Origin of the sequence: Paenibacillus sp. VTT E-133280 (genome assembly GCF_002264385.1) — a bacterium.
In the GTDB taxonomy this organism is placed as follows: domain Bacteria; phylum Bacillota; class Bacilli; order Paenibacillales; family Paenibacillaceae; genus Paenibacillus_AQ; species Paenibacillus_AQ nitricinens.
Genome location: NZ_NFUX01000007.1, coordinates 1 through 17,728, shown reverse-complemented (window position 1 = coordinate 17,728; position 17,728 = coordinate 1). Strand labels below are relative to the sequence as shown.

General features: G+C 42.6%; 12 protein-coding genes. 6 read left to right on the top strand and 6 right to left on the bottom strand.

Going from position 1 to position 17,728, the window contains the following annotated elements:
* Positions 1-3: 3 nt before the first annotated feature.
* Complete coding sequence (locus CA600_RS04870; protein WP_094869192.1) at positions 4-1,596, bottom strand: spore germination protein; 1,593 nt, start codon at positions 1,594-1,596, stop codon at positions 4-6.
* Positions 1,597-1,748: 152 nt separating this feature from the next.
* Positions 1,749-2,384 carry a uridine kinase gene (udk, locus tag CA600_RS04865; RefSeq protein WP_076116417.1) on the bottom strand — a complete coding sequence of 212 codons (636 nt, stop codon included), beginning with the start codon at positions 2,382-2,384 and terminating at the stop codon, positions 1,749-1,751.
* Positions 2,385-2,541: 157 nt separating this feature from the next.
* Between udk and CA600_RS04860 the strand changes: the two genes are divergently transcribed.
* On the top strand, positions 2,542-3,654 hold the full coding sequence (locus tag CA600_RS04860) for a threonine aldolase family protein (protein ID WP_094869191.1): 1,113 nt from the start codon (positions 2,542-2,544) through the stop codon (positions 3,652-3,654).
* Here the strand turns inward: CA600_RS04860 and CA600_RS04855 are convergent.
* From CA600_RS04855 to CA600_RS04840, 4 genes are read right to left on the bottom strand one after another with little or no spacing between them, the layout of a single operon-like run.
* Positions 3,628-4,944 (bottom strand): glycosyltransferase family 2 protein, encoded by a 1,317-nt coding sequence (locus tag CA600_RS04855; RefSeq protein WP_094869190.1) that lies wholly within the window; start codon positions 4,942-4,944, stop codon positions 3,628-3,630. The two genes, CA600_RS04860 and CA600_RS04855, sit on opposite strands and share 27 nt — an antisense overlap.
* Before the next feature lie 19 nt (positions 4,945-4,963).
* The gene (locus CA600_RS04850; RefSeq protein WP_094869189.1) at positions 4,964-6,511 is read right to left on the bottom strand and encodes a lipopolysaccharide biosynthesis protein; all 1,548 of its coding nucleotides are present in this window, start codon (positions 6,509-6,511) and stop codon (positions 4,964-4,966) included.
* A complete protein-coding gene (locus tag CA600_RS04845; protein ID WP_094869188.1) occupies positions 6,486-7,613 on the bottom strand; it encodes a polysaccharide pyruvyl transferase family protein in 1,128 nt (375 codons plus the stop codon). Before CA600_RS04845 ends, CA600_RS04850 begins: the two co-directional genes overlap by 26 nt.
* Complete coding sequence (locus CA600_RS04840; protein ID WP_094869187.1) at positions 7,610-8,641, bottom strand: glycosyltransferase family 2 protein; 1,032 nt, start codon at positions 8,639-8,641, stop codon at positions 7,610-7,612. The genes CA600_RS04845 and CA600_RS04840 overlap by 4 nt, the downstream gene beginning before the upstream one ends.
* 228 nt (positions 8,642-8,869) lie before the next feature.
* Between CA600_RS04840 and CA600_RS04835 the strand changes: the two genes are divergently transcribed.
* From CA600_RS04835 to CA600_RS04815, 5 genes are all read left to right on the top strand, one after another.
* The gene (locus CA600_RS04835; protein WP_094869186.1) at positions 8,870-10,096 is read left to right on the top strand and encodes a Zn-dependent hydrolase; all 1,227 of its coding nucleotides are present in this window, start codon (positions 8,870-8,872) and stop codon (positions 10,094-10,096) included.
* Between the two features lie 282 nt (positions 10,097-10,378).
* Entirely contained in the window at positions 10,379-11,512 is a 1,134-nt protein-coding gene (gene ald, locus CA600_RS04830) for an alanine dehydrogenase (RefSeq protein WP_094869185.1), read from the top strand.
* 803 nt (positions 11,513-12,315) lie between these two features.
* Complete coding sequence (locus tag CA600_RS04825) at positions 12,316-13,575, top strand: PucR family transcriptional regulator (RefSeq protein WP_094869184.1); 1,260 nt, start codon at positions 12,316-12,318, stop codon at positions 13,573-13,575.
* 78 nt (positions 13,576-13,653) lie between these two features.
* A complete protein-coding gene (locus CA600_RS04820; RefSeq protein ID WP_094869183.1) occupies positions 13,654-14,382 on the top strand; it encodes a protein-glutamine gamma-glutamyltransferase in 729 nt (242 codons plus the stop codon).
* Between the two features lie 356 nt (positions 14,383-14,738).
* On the top strand, positions 14,739-17,728 hold a 2,990-nt coding region (locus CA600_RS04815), incomplete at its 3' end, for a purple acid phosphatase family protein (RefSeq protein ID WP_143812098.1).

The window sequence follows — 17,728 nt, the reverse complement described above, 5'->3', positions numbered from 1 at the left end:
GATTTATTCCTCCGTTAAATCTCCCGGTTTTTCCGGTGGTGTACTCTTCACCCGAACCATATTTTTTTGATTGATTAGCTTAGGGCGGGTAAACATAGCCCAACGGGGCATTCGGAAAAAGGTGTCCTTTTGATCAGCAAGATTAAACGGAGCTAACGGGCTCATATAAGGAACTCCAAAGGAGCGTAAGCTACACATATGAAGCACTATCGCGATAACACCAATAATGATTCCGAACAATCCAAAGGAAGCGGCTAGAAACATCATTGGGAAACGAAGCATTCTGATTGTCAAGGCGAGATCAAAGGCTGGCAGAACAAAGCTGGAGATCGCGGTAACAGCAACGACAATGAGCATGGCGGCAGAAACAATGCCAGCATCTACTGCAGCTGTTCCAATAACTAATGTCCCTACTATAGAGACAGATTGAGCTATGGTTTGAGGCATACGCACACTGGCTTCCCTTAGAATCTCAAAAGCAAGCTCCATTAGAAGTGCTTCAATAAACGCTGGAAGCGGCACGCCTTCCCGTTGAGCAGCTAAGCTAATGAGCAGCGTTGTGGGCAACATCTCTTGATGGAAGGTAGTAATAGCTACATATAAAGATGGGGCTAGTAATGAAATGAATATACAGAGATAACGGAGCATCCGAACTAAGGTACCAACATCCGCACGTTGATAATAATCCTCAGCGGTCTGCATGAAGGAAACAAAGGTAGTAGGAACGGTCATGACTATAGGCGTTCCATCTACTAATATAGCTACTTTTCCTTCCATAAGCGCAGCGGCAATAACATCAGGACGTTCGGTATGATGAACGGTTGGAAATGGAGTATAGGTTTCATCCTCGATTAATTCCTCAATATAACCACTCTCCAAGATGCCATCAATATCGATCCGATCTAAACGCGTATGTACTTCTTGTACAATCCCGTCATCTACAATTCCTTTGATATACATAATGGCTACATCGGTTTGGGTGACGCGTCCGATTTGTTGTGTTTCTAACCACAAATTAGGGTCTTTTATTTTCCGCCTTATTAAGGCGGTATTAGTACGCAAGCTTTCTGTGAAGGCTTCCTTAGGTCCGCGGATCACCGTTTCGGTGGCACTTTCCGATACACCACGATCTTTCCAGCCACGCATGCCAATCGTGAAACCCTTGGCGTATCCATCTAGTAAGAGGATCACATCTCCGGATAATAGGGAGGTTAACAAAGCATGGAACTCCATCGCATCTTTGATATCACCTACGGTAAGCATGTGATTTCTTAATAAGGAATAGTTGTCTTTCTCAGGTTCTAAGCTCAAATCTGGAATTTCTAAGACAAGAGACTCCAGAATGAAATCCTGAATAGCTTTACTGTCAGCAAGTCCATCCGTATAGAAAATAGCTGCTTTCATCTGTTGCTTGGAGCCGATGAAGAAATCTCTGACCACAAGGTCTGTGCTATTTCCGAGCGTTGTCTTTATATGTTCAATATTATCTTGGAGGTTTTCCTTGAGAGGCTCTTTAGGTAATTCTTTAGTGGGGTTCGGGTGCCCTATTGTAGGGTTTTTGAATATTTTGGTTATTGTTCTGTTCAGAAATCCCATGGTTGTTATCCCTCTTCCGCAAGCTGCTGTAATTTAGCTATTACCATAATGCGGAGGGATTATTCTTTGAATAATCCATGGTGGGATTGGGGATGAGCTCGCAAAAAAAAGGCCATCGAGATTCTCTCGACAGCCAGGGTAGAACTAGATATTTAAGAACTAGAGGATGTCCAATCATTCGTCAGGTGTTTCTCAGTTAATATAGACAGCAACTGGATACCGACCTCATTATGGCCACCTTCTGGGATGATCAAATCGGCGTATTTCTTGGACGGTTCAATAAAAGCTTCATGCATTGGCTTAACCGTACTCAAATATTGGTGATGGATCGATTGGATGCTCCGGCCACGTTCTTCGATATCGCGGAGTACCCGGCGGAGGATGCGTACATCAGGATCAGCATCAACAAAGACTTTGATATCAAGCATATCGCGGAGGTTCTCGTCGGAAAGAACATGGAGTCCCTCGATGATTACAATGTTGTTTGGTTTCAGTTCTACAGTCTCCGTAGTGGAGCGGGCATGAACTGTGAAGTCGTACACCGGTGCATATGCGGTCTGATCTTCACGCAGACATTTAAGATGCTCAATAAGCAGCTCATTGTCGAAAGCGAAAGGATGATCGTAATTGATGGATTCACGTTCAGCGAAGCTGAGGTGTGAATGATCTTTATAGTAGTTATCTTGAGATATGAAAGTTACCTTTCCCGTTCCAAGACGGTCAATGACGGAGCGGGCTACGGTTGTTTTTCCCGAGCCGGTGCCGCCGGCGATACCAATGATAAGCATGTGATTCAATAACCCTCCCTAAGATTGCCGTTGCAATTCCAATATTGTAGCACAGCGCTCATGTTTTTTCACCTTAGATCGGGTAAAATTAAGATGGGATTTTTTGAAATTCGTCTATATTAGGGACAAGGCAAACACGGAAGGGGCAATTCTACCAATGAACGGAAAAAAATCAGTGCAAGAGGCCTTTAATGAAACGACGTATCGGATCGTAGGACATGGAAATCGAGAGGTTCAAGTCTTGAAGGAAGCCTTTGAAGCTGTAGAAAATAGTACACCGTCTGATATTTATGGATCGGGGAAGGTTATTGAGGATTTTCAATCGGAGATGGCGAAGCTTCTGGGTAAAGAGACAGCGGTCTTCTTTCCGAGTGGAACAATGGCACAGCAAATCGCTTTAAGAATATGGTGTGATGAAAAAGGACTCAAGAGCGTCGCCTATCATCCTTTATGTCATTTGGAGATCCATGAGCAGGATGGGTTGAAGGAACTGCATCATATTGAGCCTGTCCTACTTGCGAACAAGGATCGACTAATCACCTTGGATGATGTATTACATATGAAGGAAGATATTGCTTGTCTGCTGCTCGAATTGCCGCAGCGCGAGATTGGTGGACAGTTACCGGAGTATAAGGAGCTTGAAGCGATTTCTGCACATTGCCGTGCTCGGGGAATTAAGCTGCATTTGGATGGCGCAAGATTGCTTGAGACGCTTCCCTATTATGGCAAGACAGCTGCTGAGATCTGCGCCCTCTTTGATAGTGTCTATATCTCACTGTATAAAGGAATCGGAGGAATTGCAGGCGCGATTCTTGCAGGCGGTGAGGCGTTTACGAAGCAATCGAAGATATGGAAACGGCGGCATGGTGGCGACCTAATCAGTCTGTATCCATACATTATTTCCTCTGATTATTACTACCAGCAAAGAGTAGATAAGATGCAGCAGTATTACGAAGGGGCTAAGGAGCTTGCTGCTTTAGTTAATCAATGTCACGGGGTGACTACGTTACCTGCTGAGCCTGTCTCCAACATGTTTCATATGCATTTTCAAATGTCTAGGGAGAGCATTGAACCGATCCTGTCTTCTGTATATGAGTCAACAGGAATCGGTTTAAGCGCAGCGATAAGACCAACGGGAGAAGATACTTCTTATTGTGAGATCAGTATTGGAGACAAGTACGCCGACATTCCTAAAGAAGAGGTAAAAGGATTCTTGTTGCTACTCGATAAGCTAATGCGCGAGTCATCTTCCGAGCAGTGTTCGAAGTAACGAGATCCGTAATAATTGCTTTTTAATAAGCTTCGTACGGAATTCATTTCTTAACTGATTGTAAATAGGCGGGCAATGGTTAAGAGCCCAATGATACATGAATTTAAAGTCTGTAGCGTCTTTTGCAGAATTTAATAAATAGTAGGAGATCGTATCATAAGCATTATGGTTAAACCATTCCGCCATTTCTGGCTCGCTATATCCATATTTCTGAACGGCCATATTCTTAATCAACAGCTTCTCCTCCAGATTCTCAATTAAGAATCCCTGACTCAGATTAAAGGTGATATTGTCCCCGTGTAATCTGTATACACCGGCAAGTGTATCTATGAAGCCGGCATCACCGACCAACAAGGAACGCAGATAAATAGAAGCATCATTAACCATGTTCATATTTAGGATATCCATAGCTATTAAAGCCTCACGCTTAAAGACAGTTGTTAAGGTGGAGGAGGGCTTCGGATATCCTTTTTTCTCGAAATTCATGAAATAATCCTGCTTCTTAATAATCTTGCTTAGCTGTAAGCTGCTGATCTTCAGTTGCTTGGCCTTTGAAAATTCAAGAAAAACATTAGCAGCCACAAATGATATTTCGGGATGGTGATTGTGAAACTCTACAGCCTTACTTAAATAATTCATGTCAATCAGATAGTCATCATCATCGAGAAAAAGAACATACTCACCATTACCATGAGCAGCAAAAGCTATACGGCGATTATTTCCCGGCCCGCTGTTCTTTTCGTTTCGCATGTAGATTACCTGTGACTCGCCTCCGAAGCTTTGATGCATTAACTCTTCCGTGCCATCTGTAGAGCAATCATCAATAACTGTAATCTCTTTATGCGGATAGTCCTGCATTAAGATGCTTTGGATCGCTTGATTTAGGAATGCCTTTCTATTGTAGGTAGTGATAATGACACTGACCTTAGGATAATCGGCAAAGGAAAGGAGAGCTGAGTCTGAAATAGCCATATCTGAGGACTGATGTTTGATTGCGACGATCCCATGGATTAACCCATCTATCTCTTCGTTTACGATACTGAATTGCTCTGACAGATAGAATCTTATTGCATCTTCTGAAGCTCTCCCTGTGAGATAAGCACGGATCACTTCGGATAGGGTTTCTAGAAAGGTTTTGATTTGCGGATTTTGTTCTTTATCTAGGATCAGGCGGCATCGTTGAAAGATTTCCTGATCATCCATTTGAAGGGCAGATGAATGGTTTATTTCATCATTCAGGTCATTTAGAAAGACGTAACAGGCTTGCTGCAAAACCTCGCTATGATCCATTTCGAGTCCTCCTGATGTGTTATTTAGATACACCACTTACCTTAGGTCTAGCCAGAACCTTATGCTTGAGCTTCGCCCGATATCCTCTGAGATGCTCCCATGTATACAGGAAAACTTCCCGTTCCACTAAGGAGGCGATCACGAAATATATAGGCAGGATTACAAGCCCTAGCAGTACACCCCACAACATAAGCCCCACATAGGAATGGATTCGGATAGGGATGGCGCTAGAGATCAGAATAATGCCCGCAAAAACCACTGCATTCGTTAGCCATCTTCTAAAGGTGACCCAAGGGCTCCGATTCAGCAGATGTTTGCTAGCATAGACCACAATATCTACGGAGCGGTATAAGAGGGCGGCTATGGTTCCCATCAGTACACCGTAAATTCCCATAAAGATTACAAAGACAATAGAAGCGACTAGATTGATTACGGATTCTAGAATGGAACGGTTCTGTGTTTTCTTGAAATGTCCGGCAATTGTAATCACATTATTGGAAGAAGCTCTGGCATTGGTTAATAATTTGATGACTACGAACAAGACCGGCAGCCACATATCGATATAATTCACGTCGTTTACCCCTGCGGTATACAATTTCATAAAAGGTAGAATCAGAATATAGGCCACTGTTAGTATCGAGAAGATGAGCCCCATAAAATACACTTCGTAAGCATCATAAAATTTAATAAAGGCCTCTTTACTCTCATGAAAGCTCTGACCGAGAGCAGCTTTCACGCTTCCGTTTATGGTTTGGACGATGTTATCAACAATCGTAAAAATCATGTTGTACATGACATAAATGCTGACGATCTTTAGGTTCGTAAATATAGTCAGGATCAGCACGTCGGTATTTCTAAACACCAAGTAGGAGATCTCATGGACTAACACGGAATTTTTTTGACCAATGGCTTCATAGTCTGGTTTGAGAGTTAGGTTGATCCATTTGTAATGTTTATTGATATAGATATAGAAGACGACGATTTGAAGTACGGTTAATATGAAATAGGAAGCTTGCACAGCGATGATGTTAACCCCTTGAAGCAATAACAGAATCCGAATCACATTGTTCAGAATGTTAGCTACAGTGACTATAGATGTCTCTACATAGCTTTTTCCCTCTGCAGCAAGCAGAACTTTGAATTTTCCTTGAAAATAATAATTGATCGCCCCGCCCATTCCTGTGAGTAAAATAATGAGCATAATCGATAATTTATCGATTTCAGAAGTAATCACTAATGGATACAGGGTGGCGATTAGAAGGACGGCGAAAAAATAATAAATGCCTGTTTTTTTATAATAGCTGGAGGTGGCGGCCAGAATAGAGTTGATATGGTTCTTATCATCCGAAGCTACTGGCTTATATAGGGCTTGTATCGAAGCGGCTCCTACTCCGGCTTCCAGCAGGGCCAAATAACTAATGATCTGTACAATAGAAGCGATTAAACCATTGGCTTCAGAGCCATAGTTGACCATAATCAGTCGGGGGATAAAAAAACCAAGGATGATCGTGATGAGCTGACTCCCGAGTCCAAAGGATAAGTTAAGAATGCTCCGCTTGGCTCTCATAACGTATCCTCCTTTCGTAAAGCGATAAATACTTATCCAGCTGCTCGAAATGTTCTTCGGCATGTTTGACTTGCGGCGTGACATCCATGCAGTGGGTAATCATACTATCAAACACCTGTACAGGCTGGAGCTGCTCCAGTGTAGTGAAATCAGCATATAATCCTTTGAACTGGACATCTTCCATTACGTTGATCATTTTTTGGCTGTAAGCCACAGGAAACACAGGTTTGCCCAATACCCAGCCCAGGATCATCGCATGGAATCTTGAAGCAACTATAAAGCTGGAATTGGCTAGAACGGACAAAATCTCTTCCATATTTGTTTTATATAAATGCACTTGGATGGCATCCTCATAGGAGGGCCCCATAAGATTCTGGATCTCTTCAATCGCCAGCTGGTCCCCTTCATGTTCACAAAAGGACATGAAATGAACAGCGTAGCCTTTTTCAATGAAATAAATTGCGAGTTCTTTCATTTTTTCATAATAGAGGTTGTCAAAGCCGTTCAGACCTTTAATAGAAGGCTTAATGACGGATAAGACAATGTAATCCTCGGGTTCGGCTTGAGGATCTGGTGGATCAAGCTGAAAAATAATATCTGGCGCTAAACGGACATTATCCAGATCCTCAAATAAATCATAAGAATATTTTTCTCTAAAGCAGATGTCGGTATAGTCCTTGAAAATGCGCTTGTGTTCCTCGTAATATTCTTTATCTGTATAAGGGCCGAAATTCGATCCTAATAAATAGTAGGGCTTATTCTTATTCCAAATGGTTTCTGCGTTCTTGAAATGCTCTGACCAATGCTCTGCCTGCATAAAGATCGAGCCGCCGATATGAACGACACCATCGGAGTGATCGGCCATATATTTTTGCGCCAGATTATGTATCTTTAACCTTCTGCAAATAAAGGCAATGCCTCTAAAGAAGAATGAATCGGAAGGATACACTCTGAGGTTCTTGATCTCTTTGAAGACCAGCTTGTATAAGCGTGGAGCGCAGATTCTGAATTCGGTATCCGGATACCTCTCACATAACACCTTTATGAATAAATCATCGCCCAAATTAAATTCGGTATAGGCATAGATCAGCAGCTTTTTCATATTCTAAATTCCTTTCGCTTGAACCTGGATAAGCTTTTCTCCACAGAAATGAATCTGTGATATAGAAGCGGGGAGATTAAGAATGTTCGGATATAAAGGGCTAATCTTCGATCATTACCTCTATAACGTCTTATGAGTTCATACATTTCTTGGTTTAGTTCCGGATAGGTATGATCGATGTCGCGAAGTAACTTCTGAATGCTTTCGCCTTCTGTCTCATTTAGACAGGTTTTTAGGTTGAAAAAGTAATTCTCGATCAATTCGCGATTTCTTATATAAGGAGATATCATATCCAGGTTCTCAAAGGGATGGGCCTCGAAATAAGCATCGACCCGTTTGAATACATCAACGACATCAAATTTATTCACATTATAGCTATTGGAAATCGACGTATTTCTTTGTAAATAAAACGATAATATATCCGGTAATGTGATGACTCTAGTAGCTCTGGATAAAGCTTTGTAGATAAATTCCTGATCTTCTCCATTCACACAGCGTTCCGTATATTGGAGTTCGTGAAGGAGTAATAATTCCCGTTTGTACGCAATGCTCCCTGTCCATATTCGCAAGCTTTTGTTCACGAAAATATGAGTCAGCGCTTCACTGCCTGTGATGTCGCTATATGCAGAGGCGTAGCTCAAAGTAGCAACTCCATCCTCTGTGACATGGCTATATCCCCAGCAGATAATTTCGGGGTCAGATGGTTGAGTATAGGTATGAACGGTCCTTACTAAATCTGTAGAGATATAATCATCTCCATCCAGAAACAGCACATAGTTGCCTGTGGCTTCTGCTAAGCCTCTATTTCTAGCCGCACTAACCCCTTGATTCTCTGTTCGAATGACTTTGCAAGAAAGCTCGGGATGAAGTGAGAGGATCTTTTCTATCACATTGTAGGTGTGATCCGTAGATCCGTCATCCACGATAATGACCTCAAAATGCGGTTCACTTTGGGCAAGGAGTGTATCAAACATAGGGGTCATATAATGTTCAATATTGTATACAGGGACCACAATGCTTAGATTCATGTGCTGGCTCCTTTCCTTGGTAGAACTGGATAAACAGCTATCTTAAGCTTACCCTTCGTATCAAAAGATTGTATATACTACTTTAGTTTACTTATGGCTACCTCTAATTCGTTGTAACATCACGTGAATAATAATTATTACAGTATGTAAAATGACAATCATATCGATTGGTATAACATATATAGAAAGTCTATAAAATCATGAACGCTCGAAGCGGAGGGACCTGCGATGCAGCTGCAAAAAATATTCGCGAACGGAGAAAGATTAAAGAATACGATAGAGGCATTTGCGGATTATGGGCGTACAGATAACAACGGCGTGACCCGGTTATCGCTGACGGAAGAGGACGTGAAGGTTCGAAATTATTTTCGTACCTGTTGTGAAGAATTGGGCATGTCTGTGAAGGTGGACGATATGGGCACGATGTACGCCACGCTTGCGGGTGTAGAGTCTGGGCCGCCTATTGTGATTGGCTCGCATATGGATACTGTGAAAAAAGGTGGAAGATTCGATGGCGTTCTTGGGGTAATCGCTGGACTAGAGGTAGTTCGCACACTCGAGGATCACGGGATAAAGCCGAAGCTGCCGGTGACCATTATGAATTTCACAAATGAAGAAGGGGCTCGCTTTGAGCCATCGATGATGGCCTCTGGTGTGCTGGCCGGTAAGTTCGATAAGGCAGAAATGTTGAATAAAAAAGATCCGGAGGGCATTACCTTTGGCGAAGCGCTGGAGGAAAGTGGATATAAGGGGGAAGCGAGTAATCGAATTACCGAAGCCACTGCTTATTTGGAGCTTCATATCGAGCAAGGTCCTGTGCTAGAACAAGAAGAACTGTCGATTGGTCTGGTAGACTGTGTAGTTGGTATGGCCTGTTATGAAATTGAGGTGACGGGAGAATCGGATCATGCGGGCACCACGCCTATGGCAATGCGCAAGGATGCCTTGTTCGCTGCCACGGATTTGATCACGGAGCTTAGAAGCAAGCTTAGTGCGCTCGACTCTGAACTGGTGTATACCATGGGCAGAATGAATGTGCTTCCTAATATTCATACCGTTATTCCTAATAAAGTGATCTTTACGATTGAGGCAAGACATAAAGATATGGAGATTGTCCGTAAGGTGGAAGCCATTATTCATAGCTTGCCGGAGATGCTACTGGACTGTGTAGTAAGTAAGACCAAGCTTTGGGGCAGAGAGACGGTTTGGTTTGACCGGGGAATATGTAATTTAGTGGAGCAAGCGGCACAAGCCTTGGACTATTCTAACCGGAAGATCGCAAGTGGCGCAGGGCATGATGCTCAGTTCGTAGCAAGCTTTCTGCCATCCGCGATGGTGTTTGTACCTAGTGTGAAGGGGAAAAGTCATTGTGAAGAGGAGTTTACCTCCTATGATGATTGTGAAAAAGGGGTAAATGTAATCCTAGAAACAGTGTTGTTATTACTGTCAAATTAATACGCGTTACTAAATATAACATTACATGATGGTAGTAGTGCTTTAATTTCATACAAAATCGTCAAAAAGGCACTCTAAGCAGTGTCTTTTTTTATGAGATAATGATTAGGGTTGTGTTGGGTACCAAATGAACCTGAAGTTGATAGGCAGTTTAAGACGAATCCTTTGTGTAAAAACACAATGATGATAGATAATATTTTAATTTTTTACCAAATTGGAAATACTAAACGTATGTTATTATTCTTTACATAAGGGATCTACATTAGACGGGAGAGATGAATGATGATTATCGGAGTGCCTAAAGAAATTAAAAATAATGAGAATCGTGTAGCCATAACACCTGCGGGTGTAGTTAGCCTTATTAAAGAAGGACATCAAGTGCTGGTGGAAGCTGGGGCTGGTGTGGGAAGCGGATTTCCAAACGAAGAGTATGCTTCTGCCGGGGCAGAGCTGATTCAGGACGCAGCCACCGTCTGGAGCTCTGCCGAAATGGTGATGAAAGTGAAAGAACCGCTGGAAAGCGAGTACCCCTATTTCCGTCCAGGCCTTATCTTGTTCACGTATCTGCATCTTGCGCCTGAACCTTCTCTGGCCGCTGCGCTCAAAGATAAGGGTGTGTTTGCCATCGGGTATGAGACGGTTGTTCATGAACGTACCTTGCCGCTATTAACACCGATGAGTGAAGTGGCGGGCCGGATGTCCGTTCAGCTTGGCGCTCAGTTCTTGCAAAAGAACTATGGCGGACAAGGGATTCTTCTCTCCGGTGTTCCCGGGGTTAGTCGTGGCAAAGTTAGCATTATCGGCGGCGGTGTAGTAGGTACTAATGCCGCGAAAATGGCTATCGGATTGGGTGCCGATGTTACAATTGTTGACCTCAGTGCAGAAAGATTACGTCAATTAGATGATATTTTTGGTGCACAGATCAACACGCTAATCTCGAACCCTTACAATATTGCCAAAGTGGTAGCTGAGGCAGATTTGTTGGTAGGTGCGGTGCTGATTCCGGGTGCGAAAGCACCGAAGCTGGTGACAGAAGAAATGGTCAAGACCATGAAGCCGGGTTCGGTGATTGTTGATGTGGCGATTGACCAAGGTGGTATCGTGGAGACGATCGACAGAGTGACCACACATGATAATCCTGTATTTATTAAGCATGGCGTACTGCATTATTCTGTTGCTAATATGCCGGGTGCTGTGGCCAAAACTTCGACGATTGCTTTAACCAATGTGACTGTTCCATACGCCTTGCAAATTGCCAATAAAGGCGTGATCAAAGCGATTCAAGATAATGCCGGTTTAAGAAGCGGTGTAAATGTGGCTAATGGTAAAATCACTTGCCAAGCCGTGGCTGAAGCACTTGGTGAGAAACATTTTTCGGTAGAACAAGCCATGGAGCAGACGTTCACAATGAGCTAAATAGAGCTAAATAGAGCTAAATAGATGCGTTCATAGTGCTTGAAAATATTTGGAAACCAATAGACAGCAAATTTCCGTTATGGGAGTTTGCTGTTTATTGTTCTGGAAGTAATATTTTCGGCTCAGTTCGGTGTGGGGAGGATCTGGCAGAAGTCTGCTAGTTTGATCTAGGAGGTAGCTAGGAGTGGCTTCAGTGTGCTAGATCCAGCAGAAATCTACTAGTTCGGTGTTAAAGGTTGTAGGACTGCGTTATGAAGATCGTTGGATCGGGTGGATGTTTGTTGGTGATGATTTTTAGGGAAATCCTCCCTATAAATTACGCAAAAAAGCTTGAAATGCTATTTTTAGGGAATTTATCCCTATAAATACGAAGAATATCCCCGATTGTGCCTGAATTGGAGGAGTTATAGGGAGGTTTTCCCTGATTAGTAGCAGGCAAACCTAAAGAGACACAATTACAGGGAGGAATTCCCTAAAAACTATAAGGGGGCTCTCTCAAGTAGCGGTTTAAGTATTGTCGCGCCACTCCGTCACCTCGCTTCTCGTCACCCGCATCAACGTAACCTGCAACTCCGTCCCACGCCACTCCATAATCCCGCCATTCCGCAACCAACGTAACCTGTACTCAGCAACTCCGCCCCCACGGAAATCTATAACCCCGTAGCTCCTTCACCCGGCGATCTCAAGGTCCCAGCCATCGCGCCCCCATCCCATTATCTTATAGTCAGCGGGGAGCACGCATACTATAATAAAATCACTCTAAAGTACAAGGTTCGGCTATTTTTCAGGCAGGGGTGGGGCTAGTGACGGAAAAGGATCCATTGTTTGATCGTTTCTTCGATAGTATGGAATCGTTGGCGGATGCGATTAGTGAATCTCTTCAATCTCAAGTTACCATTGAGGACAGCAATCACCATGTGATCGGATACAGCTCCCATCAATTTGAGAGTGATTCTGCAAGAATTTCAACCATTATTGGAAAACGCGTACCTAACGCTGTCATTATTGGTTTGCGTAAGAAGGGGATTATGCAGCAGCTTGAGAACGCTACACGTCCGATTCGGATTCCTGCGGTGATGGAGGTAGGTCTTGGACCCCGACTCGCTATTTGCATCAAACATCAGAAGGAAATTCTCGGGTACATATGGGTAGTGGATGCAGGCAATCTAGTTGAGGGACACGCGGAGAATATCGTTGAGAAAGCGGCGGGCATCGTAGGGCGCTACTTATTGAAGCAGCGGGGGTGGAAGACGAAGCAGGAGAAGACTCAGGAGGATTTTTTCTGGAAGCTGCTCACCTCCCATTATGACAATGAAGCGAACATCAAGCAGGATGCGGAAGTTTGGTCAATTCTTTTGCCGGAGAAATATTATATTAGCGTGTTAGAGAGTGACAAAGTCATCAATGATCATTTTGTACTTCGGTTTCGGCAAACTATGGCTTCCTATGCAGGCATGCAATTATTATTTCTGACTGCAGAGCATAATCGGTTGATTATATTGTTTTCATTCAGCTTTCGTATGGAAGGGACGGGGGGACTGTCTTCTTTTATGCGAAAAATTATTGAAGATATGCGTAAGAGTGAGGGCTGTATGCTAAGCGCAGGCTGTAGCCTGGATTACACCGAATATATGTCGGCAGCCATTGCGTATTGGGAAGCGGGGTCCATTCTGGAGATCAAGAAGCTGCTGCCTTTTCATGGCCGAGAGTTATTATTGTATGAGGATATTGGATTTTGGGCGTATGTTCCGGCTATTATAGAGCAAAAACGTAGTCGAACCCGTAAAAGTCCTTTGCTGTATCCGCTAAAAGAGCATGATCGCGAGCATAAAAGTGATTTTTTAAAAACGATCGCCGTTTATTTATCACTCAGTGGAAACTTGAAGGAATCCGCCGTTTTTTTACATATTCATACCAACACATTGCTGTACAGATTAAATCGCATAGCAGAGATAACGGGAAAAAGCTTAAAGGATACGGGATACCGCACTTCTATATATTTGGATATTTTGACGGAAGAGACAAGGCAGCTTAATCAGTGGTTTGTTGAGTCACGGGAATAAAATGAATTAAGCACCAACTGGGCAGCGAACACGTACAATAACCTATATTTAGAACCTATAATATTGGAGGGACTAAGCATGGTGAAGGAAGTTCGTTCACCCGATGCCCTTGACTTTGAACGGAAAATGAGAGACAGCATCGTGGAATCGGCCGAAGCTTTAAATAACAGTGGAGCGGATTTTGCAACATTTGATGAGTCGCGCTGCAACCCGCAGTTTTGGACGCGTACAGATATTGGAGGACTACAGCTGAACGCTGGTGTGGCGCCTTCGGTAGGGATTAAAGACATTTTTCAGAATGGACATTTATATGCCTTCGAATGCGCGACAGCCATGGTCATTGTTATGTACAGGGCGACAATTGAAGCTATAGGAGAAGAAGCCTTTAATAGGTATTTTAAGGATTTGTTCTTATGGGATTGGAATTACGACGAGAATCTACGCTTAATTACGAACTATAATAAGGATCAGATGCTGCGGGGAGATATTGTGTATTTCAGGAATCCAGATCATGCACCTAGCAAGCCAGAATGGCAGGGTGAGAATGCGGTTAAGCTTGAAGAAGACCTGTTCTATGGCCACGGTATTGGGATAACTACTGCGGAAATCATTATAGACTCTCTTAATGAGGAAAGAGTGCCCGGAAGTAATACCTCAGCGTTTCTTACGAATGAATCCATTCATCCTGATTTTAACTATTTACAGAGATTATCTTCAGGTTCGGTCTTACCCGGAGCGGAAAATAGAGGCTCTGAGTGCACTGTGTTCTCAAGAATAGGGACTAGAAGTTACATTTATAAGATCTAAAAGCTAAGAGGGTACCAAGAAGAGTAATCTTCCTGAAAAAAGAGGCTGTCTCATAAGTAGATATTCTACAAAAGAAACAGCCCATACTTATTCAATAGGCATTCTGGAATCAGTTCCCATCCGTTTGTCCGTCATACGTAGATTCAGTAAAGACACCATCTAGGGTGTCTTTTTTTTCGTGGATTCAATAGTTTTAGTTCGTAATCATTGAAGCTTGAGTAGCTATTTATGCGTCAAGAAAGAAATTTCAGTGCATACAATCTAAATCTTTAATAGTAGCAAAGGTTTAAATTTACATTGAACTGTTATAGTTCTCATTGATCAATACTTTACTAATAGGGGGAAGGATAAGCGCTATGAATACATTACGTAAGACAATAGTGATTGCATCAGCAATAACGTTGCTAGTAGGAGGGTTGAATACAGGTTTTAGTCAAAATAATTATGCCTACGCAGCAGATGATGCTAAGCCATCCGTCGTGGTCGAAGATTTTGAAGATGGAATCAATGATGTGAAATTTAATCCTAAACGTATGTATAACGCTACGCTGCACTTAGAAGATAACAAGAAGCTTGTAAGAAATGGACAATATTCGGCTAGAATTGATTACGATATGATCGGCATAGTAGATAATCCCTCTCAAATTGAAGTCGGGTATAAAACGGGGAATATCCCAGTAACAGGTTACCCTACTAAAGTAGGCATGTGGGTTTATGCAAACAATGAAGGACATTTGCTGACGACAAAATTTAGAGATATAGGCGGATCTTCTTTCCAAGCAGAATTTTATGATGTAAATCAAGTGGGTATCAACTGGTCCGGCTGGAAATATATCGAGGCAGATGTTCCGCAAGGTAAACCGGGCCCGATTGTTCTTGAATTGTTTTTCCAATTGAAACAATCGGATATGAGCAAGAAAAACAAGGGCTCTATTTGGGTAGATGATATTACCTTTATCTATGATGAGGTTGAAGAGGATAAGGATGTTCCTGCCATTAAACCTATAGCCCCTGTTGAAAATGAAGTATTAAATACTCCACTTGATGAAGTGAAGGTTGAGCTGACTGATAACGGATCAGGCCTGGATTTGAGTACCTTATCTGTTCAGTTAGATGATACGGATATTACGGATGAAGTGCAATATTCTCCAGATACAAATGTATTAACTTACCCGGGAGAATATGTAGATGGTGGTTATCATGAGCTTGCTATTGAAGTGAAGGACAAGAAAGGTAACCCGGCAGCAAAAACATTCACCTTCACAATAAATGCAGGAGAGCGTTTGTTCATGGCTGCGGACGAAGAAGCAGTAAGTAATGAAATCTATCCTGTTCATATTAATATCAAAGACTACTTGAAAGCAGAACAGGCAAAATTCACCTTAAATTATGATGCAAGCACCCTTCAAGTTGAAAGCATTACTCAGGCGTCTGGAGTTTCCCTAACCTCAGATATTGATAATGAGCACGGTATGGTTCAAGTAGCACTTGATAATGTAATAGCGGCAGCTCATGATGCCGTTACTGTTAACTTCAAAGTGAGCTCTCATGCCGTCTTAGAGCGTGGCGAAGCGTATAAAACCATAACAATGAGCAATGCGAGTCTTACTGCTGGCGGCGTTCAGACGAGTACACCCTTAGCCGCGCCTATTCATTATACAATCGGTTTCCCCTATCAGCTGAAAATGACGGGAGTTGGTTTGGGTACACCTTCTACATTTACAGTGTTAGACCATGGAGGCAAGCCGTATGAAGGTGCGGGTATTATTTTTACTGGATTATTAAAACAAAGCTCAGTCGTGACAGTTAACACTGTTACGTCTAGTGTATATGAGGATGATGATACATCTTCTAATGTAATCATGGTTGCAAATGCTGGTGAACGTTACTATGCTTCAACAGCAGCTAAGAATGGATTTTACGAGGTTATTCTCGCAGACGGACAAACAACAGGTTATATCTCGGAAGCTGATGTTAGTAGTCAGTTATTGAACAGCAGCCTAGGCAAAACAGATGCTAAAGGACAGTTAACAACAGATCTCACTACATTGGCACTTGGTACCTATCAAGTTCAAGCTGTCATCGGTGATCAGAACAGTAAGGTTGTCAATTATGAAGTTGTGGAGCAGTATGGTACGAATGAAGCGCAATATATTCAAACCTATGTGACAGAGGATATGTCTTCACAACTAAGTGCTGCCTGGCAAACAAAACCAGATCAAACCTCTACTTATATTCAATACATTGAAGCTGGTGAATGGGAAGCAGGAGTAAGCCCAGACGTTAATATGGTAAGGCAACAGCAAGCCGAGAGTGAGCTGCAGGTGCTTAGCATGAAGGAAAATGGAACGAAAGGCGAAATCCGGTTTCATAATGTCCTGGTTAAGGGCTTGAAAGCAGATACTACTTACAAATATCGTGTAGGCTATGAGGACCATTGGTCAGAATGGAATGAATATTCTACTGTTGATCAGGATAAAAAAACACCGACCTCATTCTTATTCATTACGGATTCCCATACGAATCAATTACAAGGATTAGAAACCTATCAAGCGCTAATGACTAACGCATTGACACAATATCCATCAACACAGTTTATTATGCACGGTGGAGATATGGTTGATGTAGGCGGCGCATTCGAAGAATGGCAAAAGTTCTGGCTAGCATCTTCTATTTATGCAACAAAACTTCCGACTGCACTAGCACTGGGCAACCATGATGTGAAGAGTGAAGGAAAAGATGTGTTCACCAAAGGTGCGAATTTCCCAGAGAACGGACCAGAATCCCAACTGCAATATGCTTACTCTTATGAAGTCGATGATACTCATTTTGTCGTATTGAACTCAGAAGGCGTAGAGGAACAGATGATTGCTCAAGCAGCATGGTTAAAAGAAGATTTGGATCAGAATGATAAAAAGTGGACTGTCGTTATGTTCCATCGTCCAGCTTATCATACAGAGAATGGTCGGGAATCCCTTGTTGAGTATACCCAAACCTACTTTGCACCCATATTAGAAAAGAAAAATGTCGATTTGGTTCTGGTTGGTCATGATCATGTATATGCACGGACCTATCCAATGAAGGATGGAAAGCCAAATAAAGCTACCAATGAGGGGACTGTATACCTTGATGGTGGTGCTTCAGGCTGGAAATTCTATGATGGCACGCAATATAATTATTTGAATTATATTTTTGATGAAGACGTTCCTGTGTACTCCGCTATTGAAATTACAGAAGATGCGATTCATGTGAAGGCACGTACAATTGCGGGTACATTGATCGATGAGTTTTCTGTCAAGAAAACAACGGAAACTGAGACACCAACACCAACACCAACACCAACACC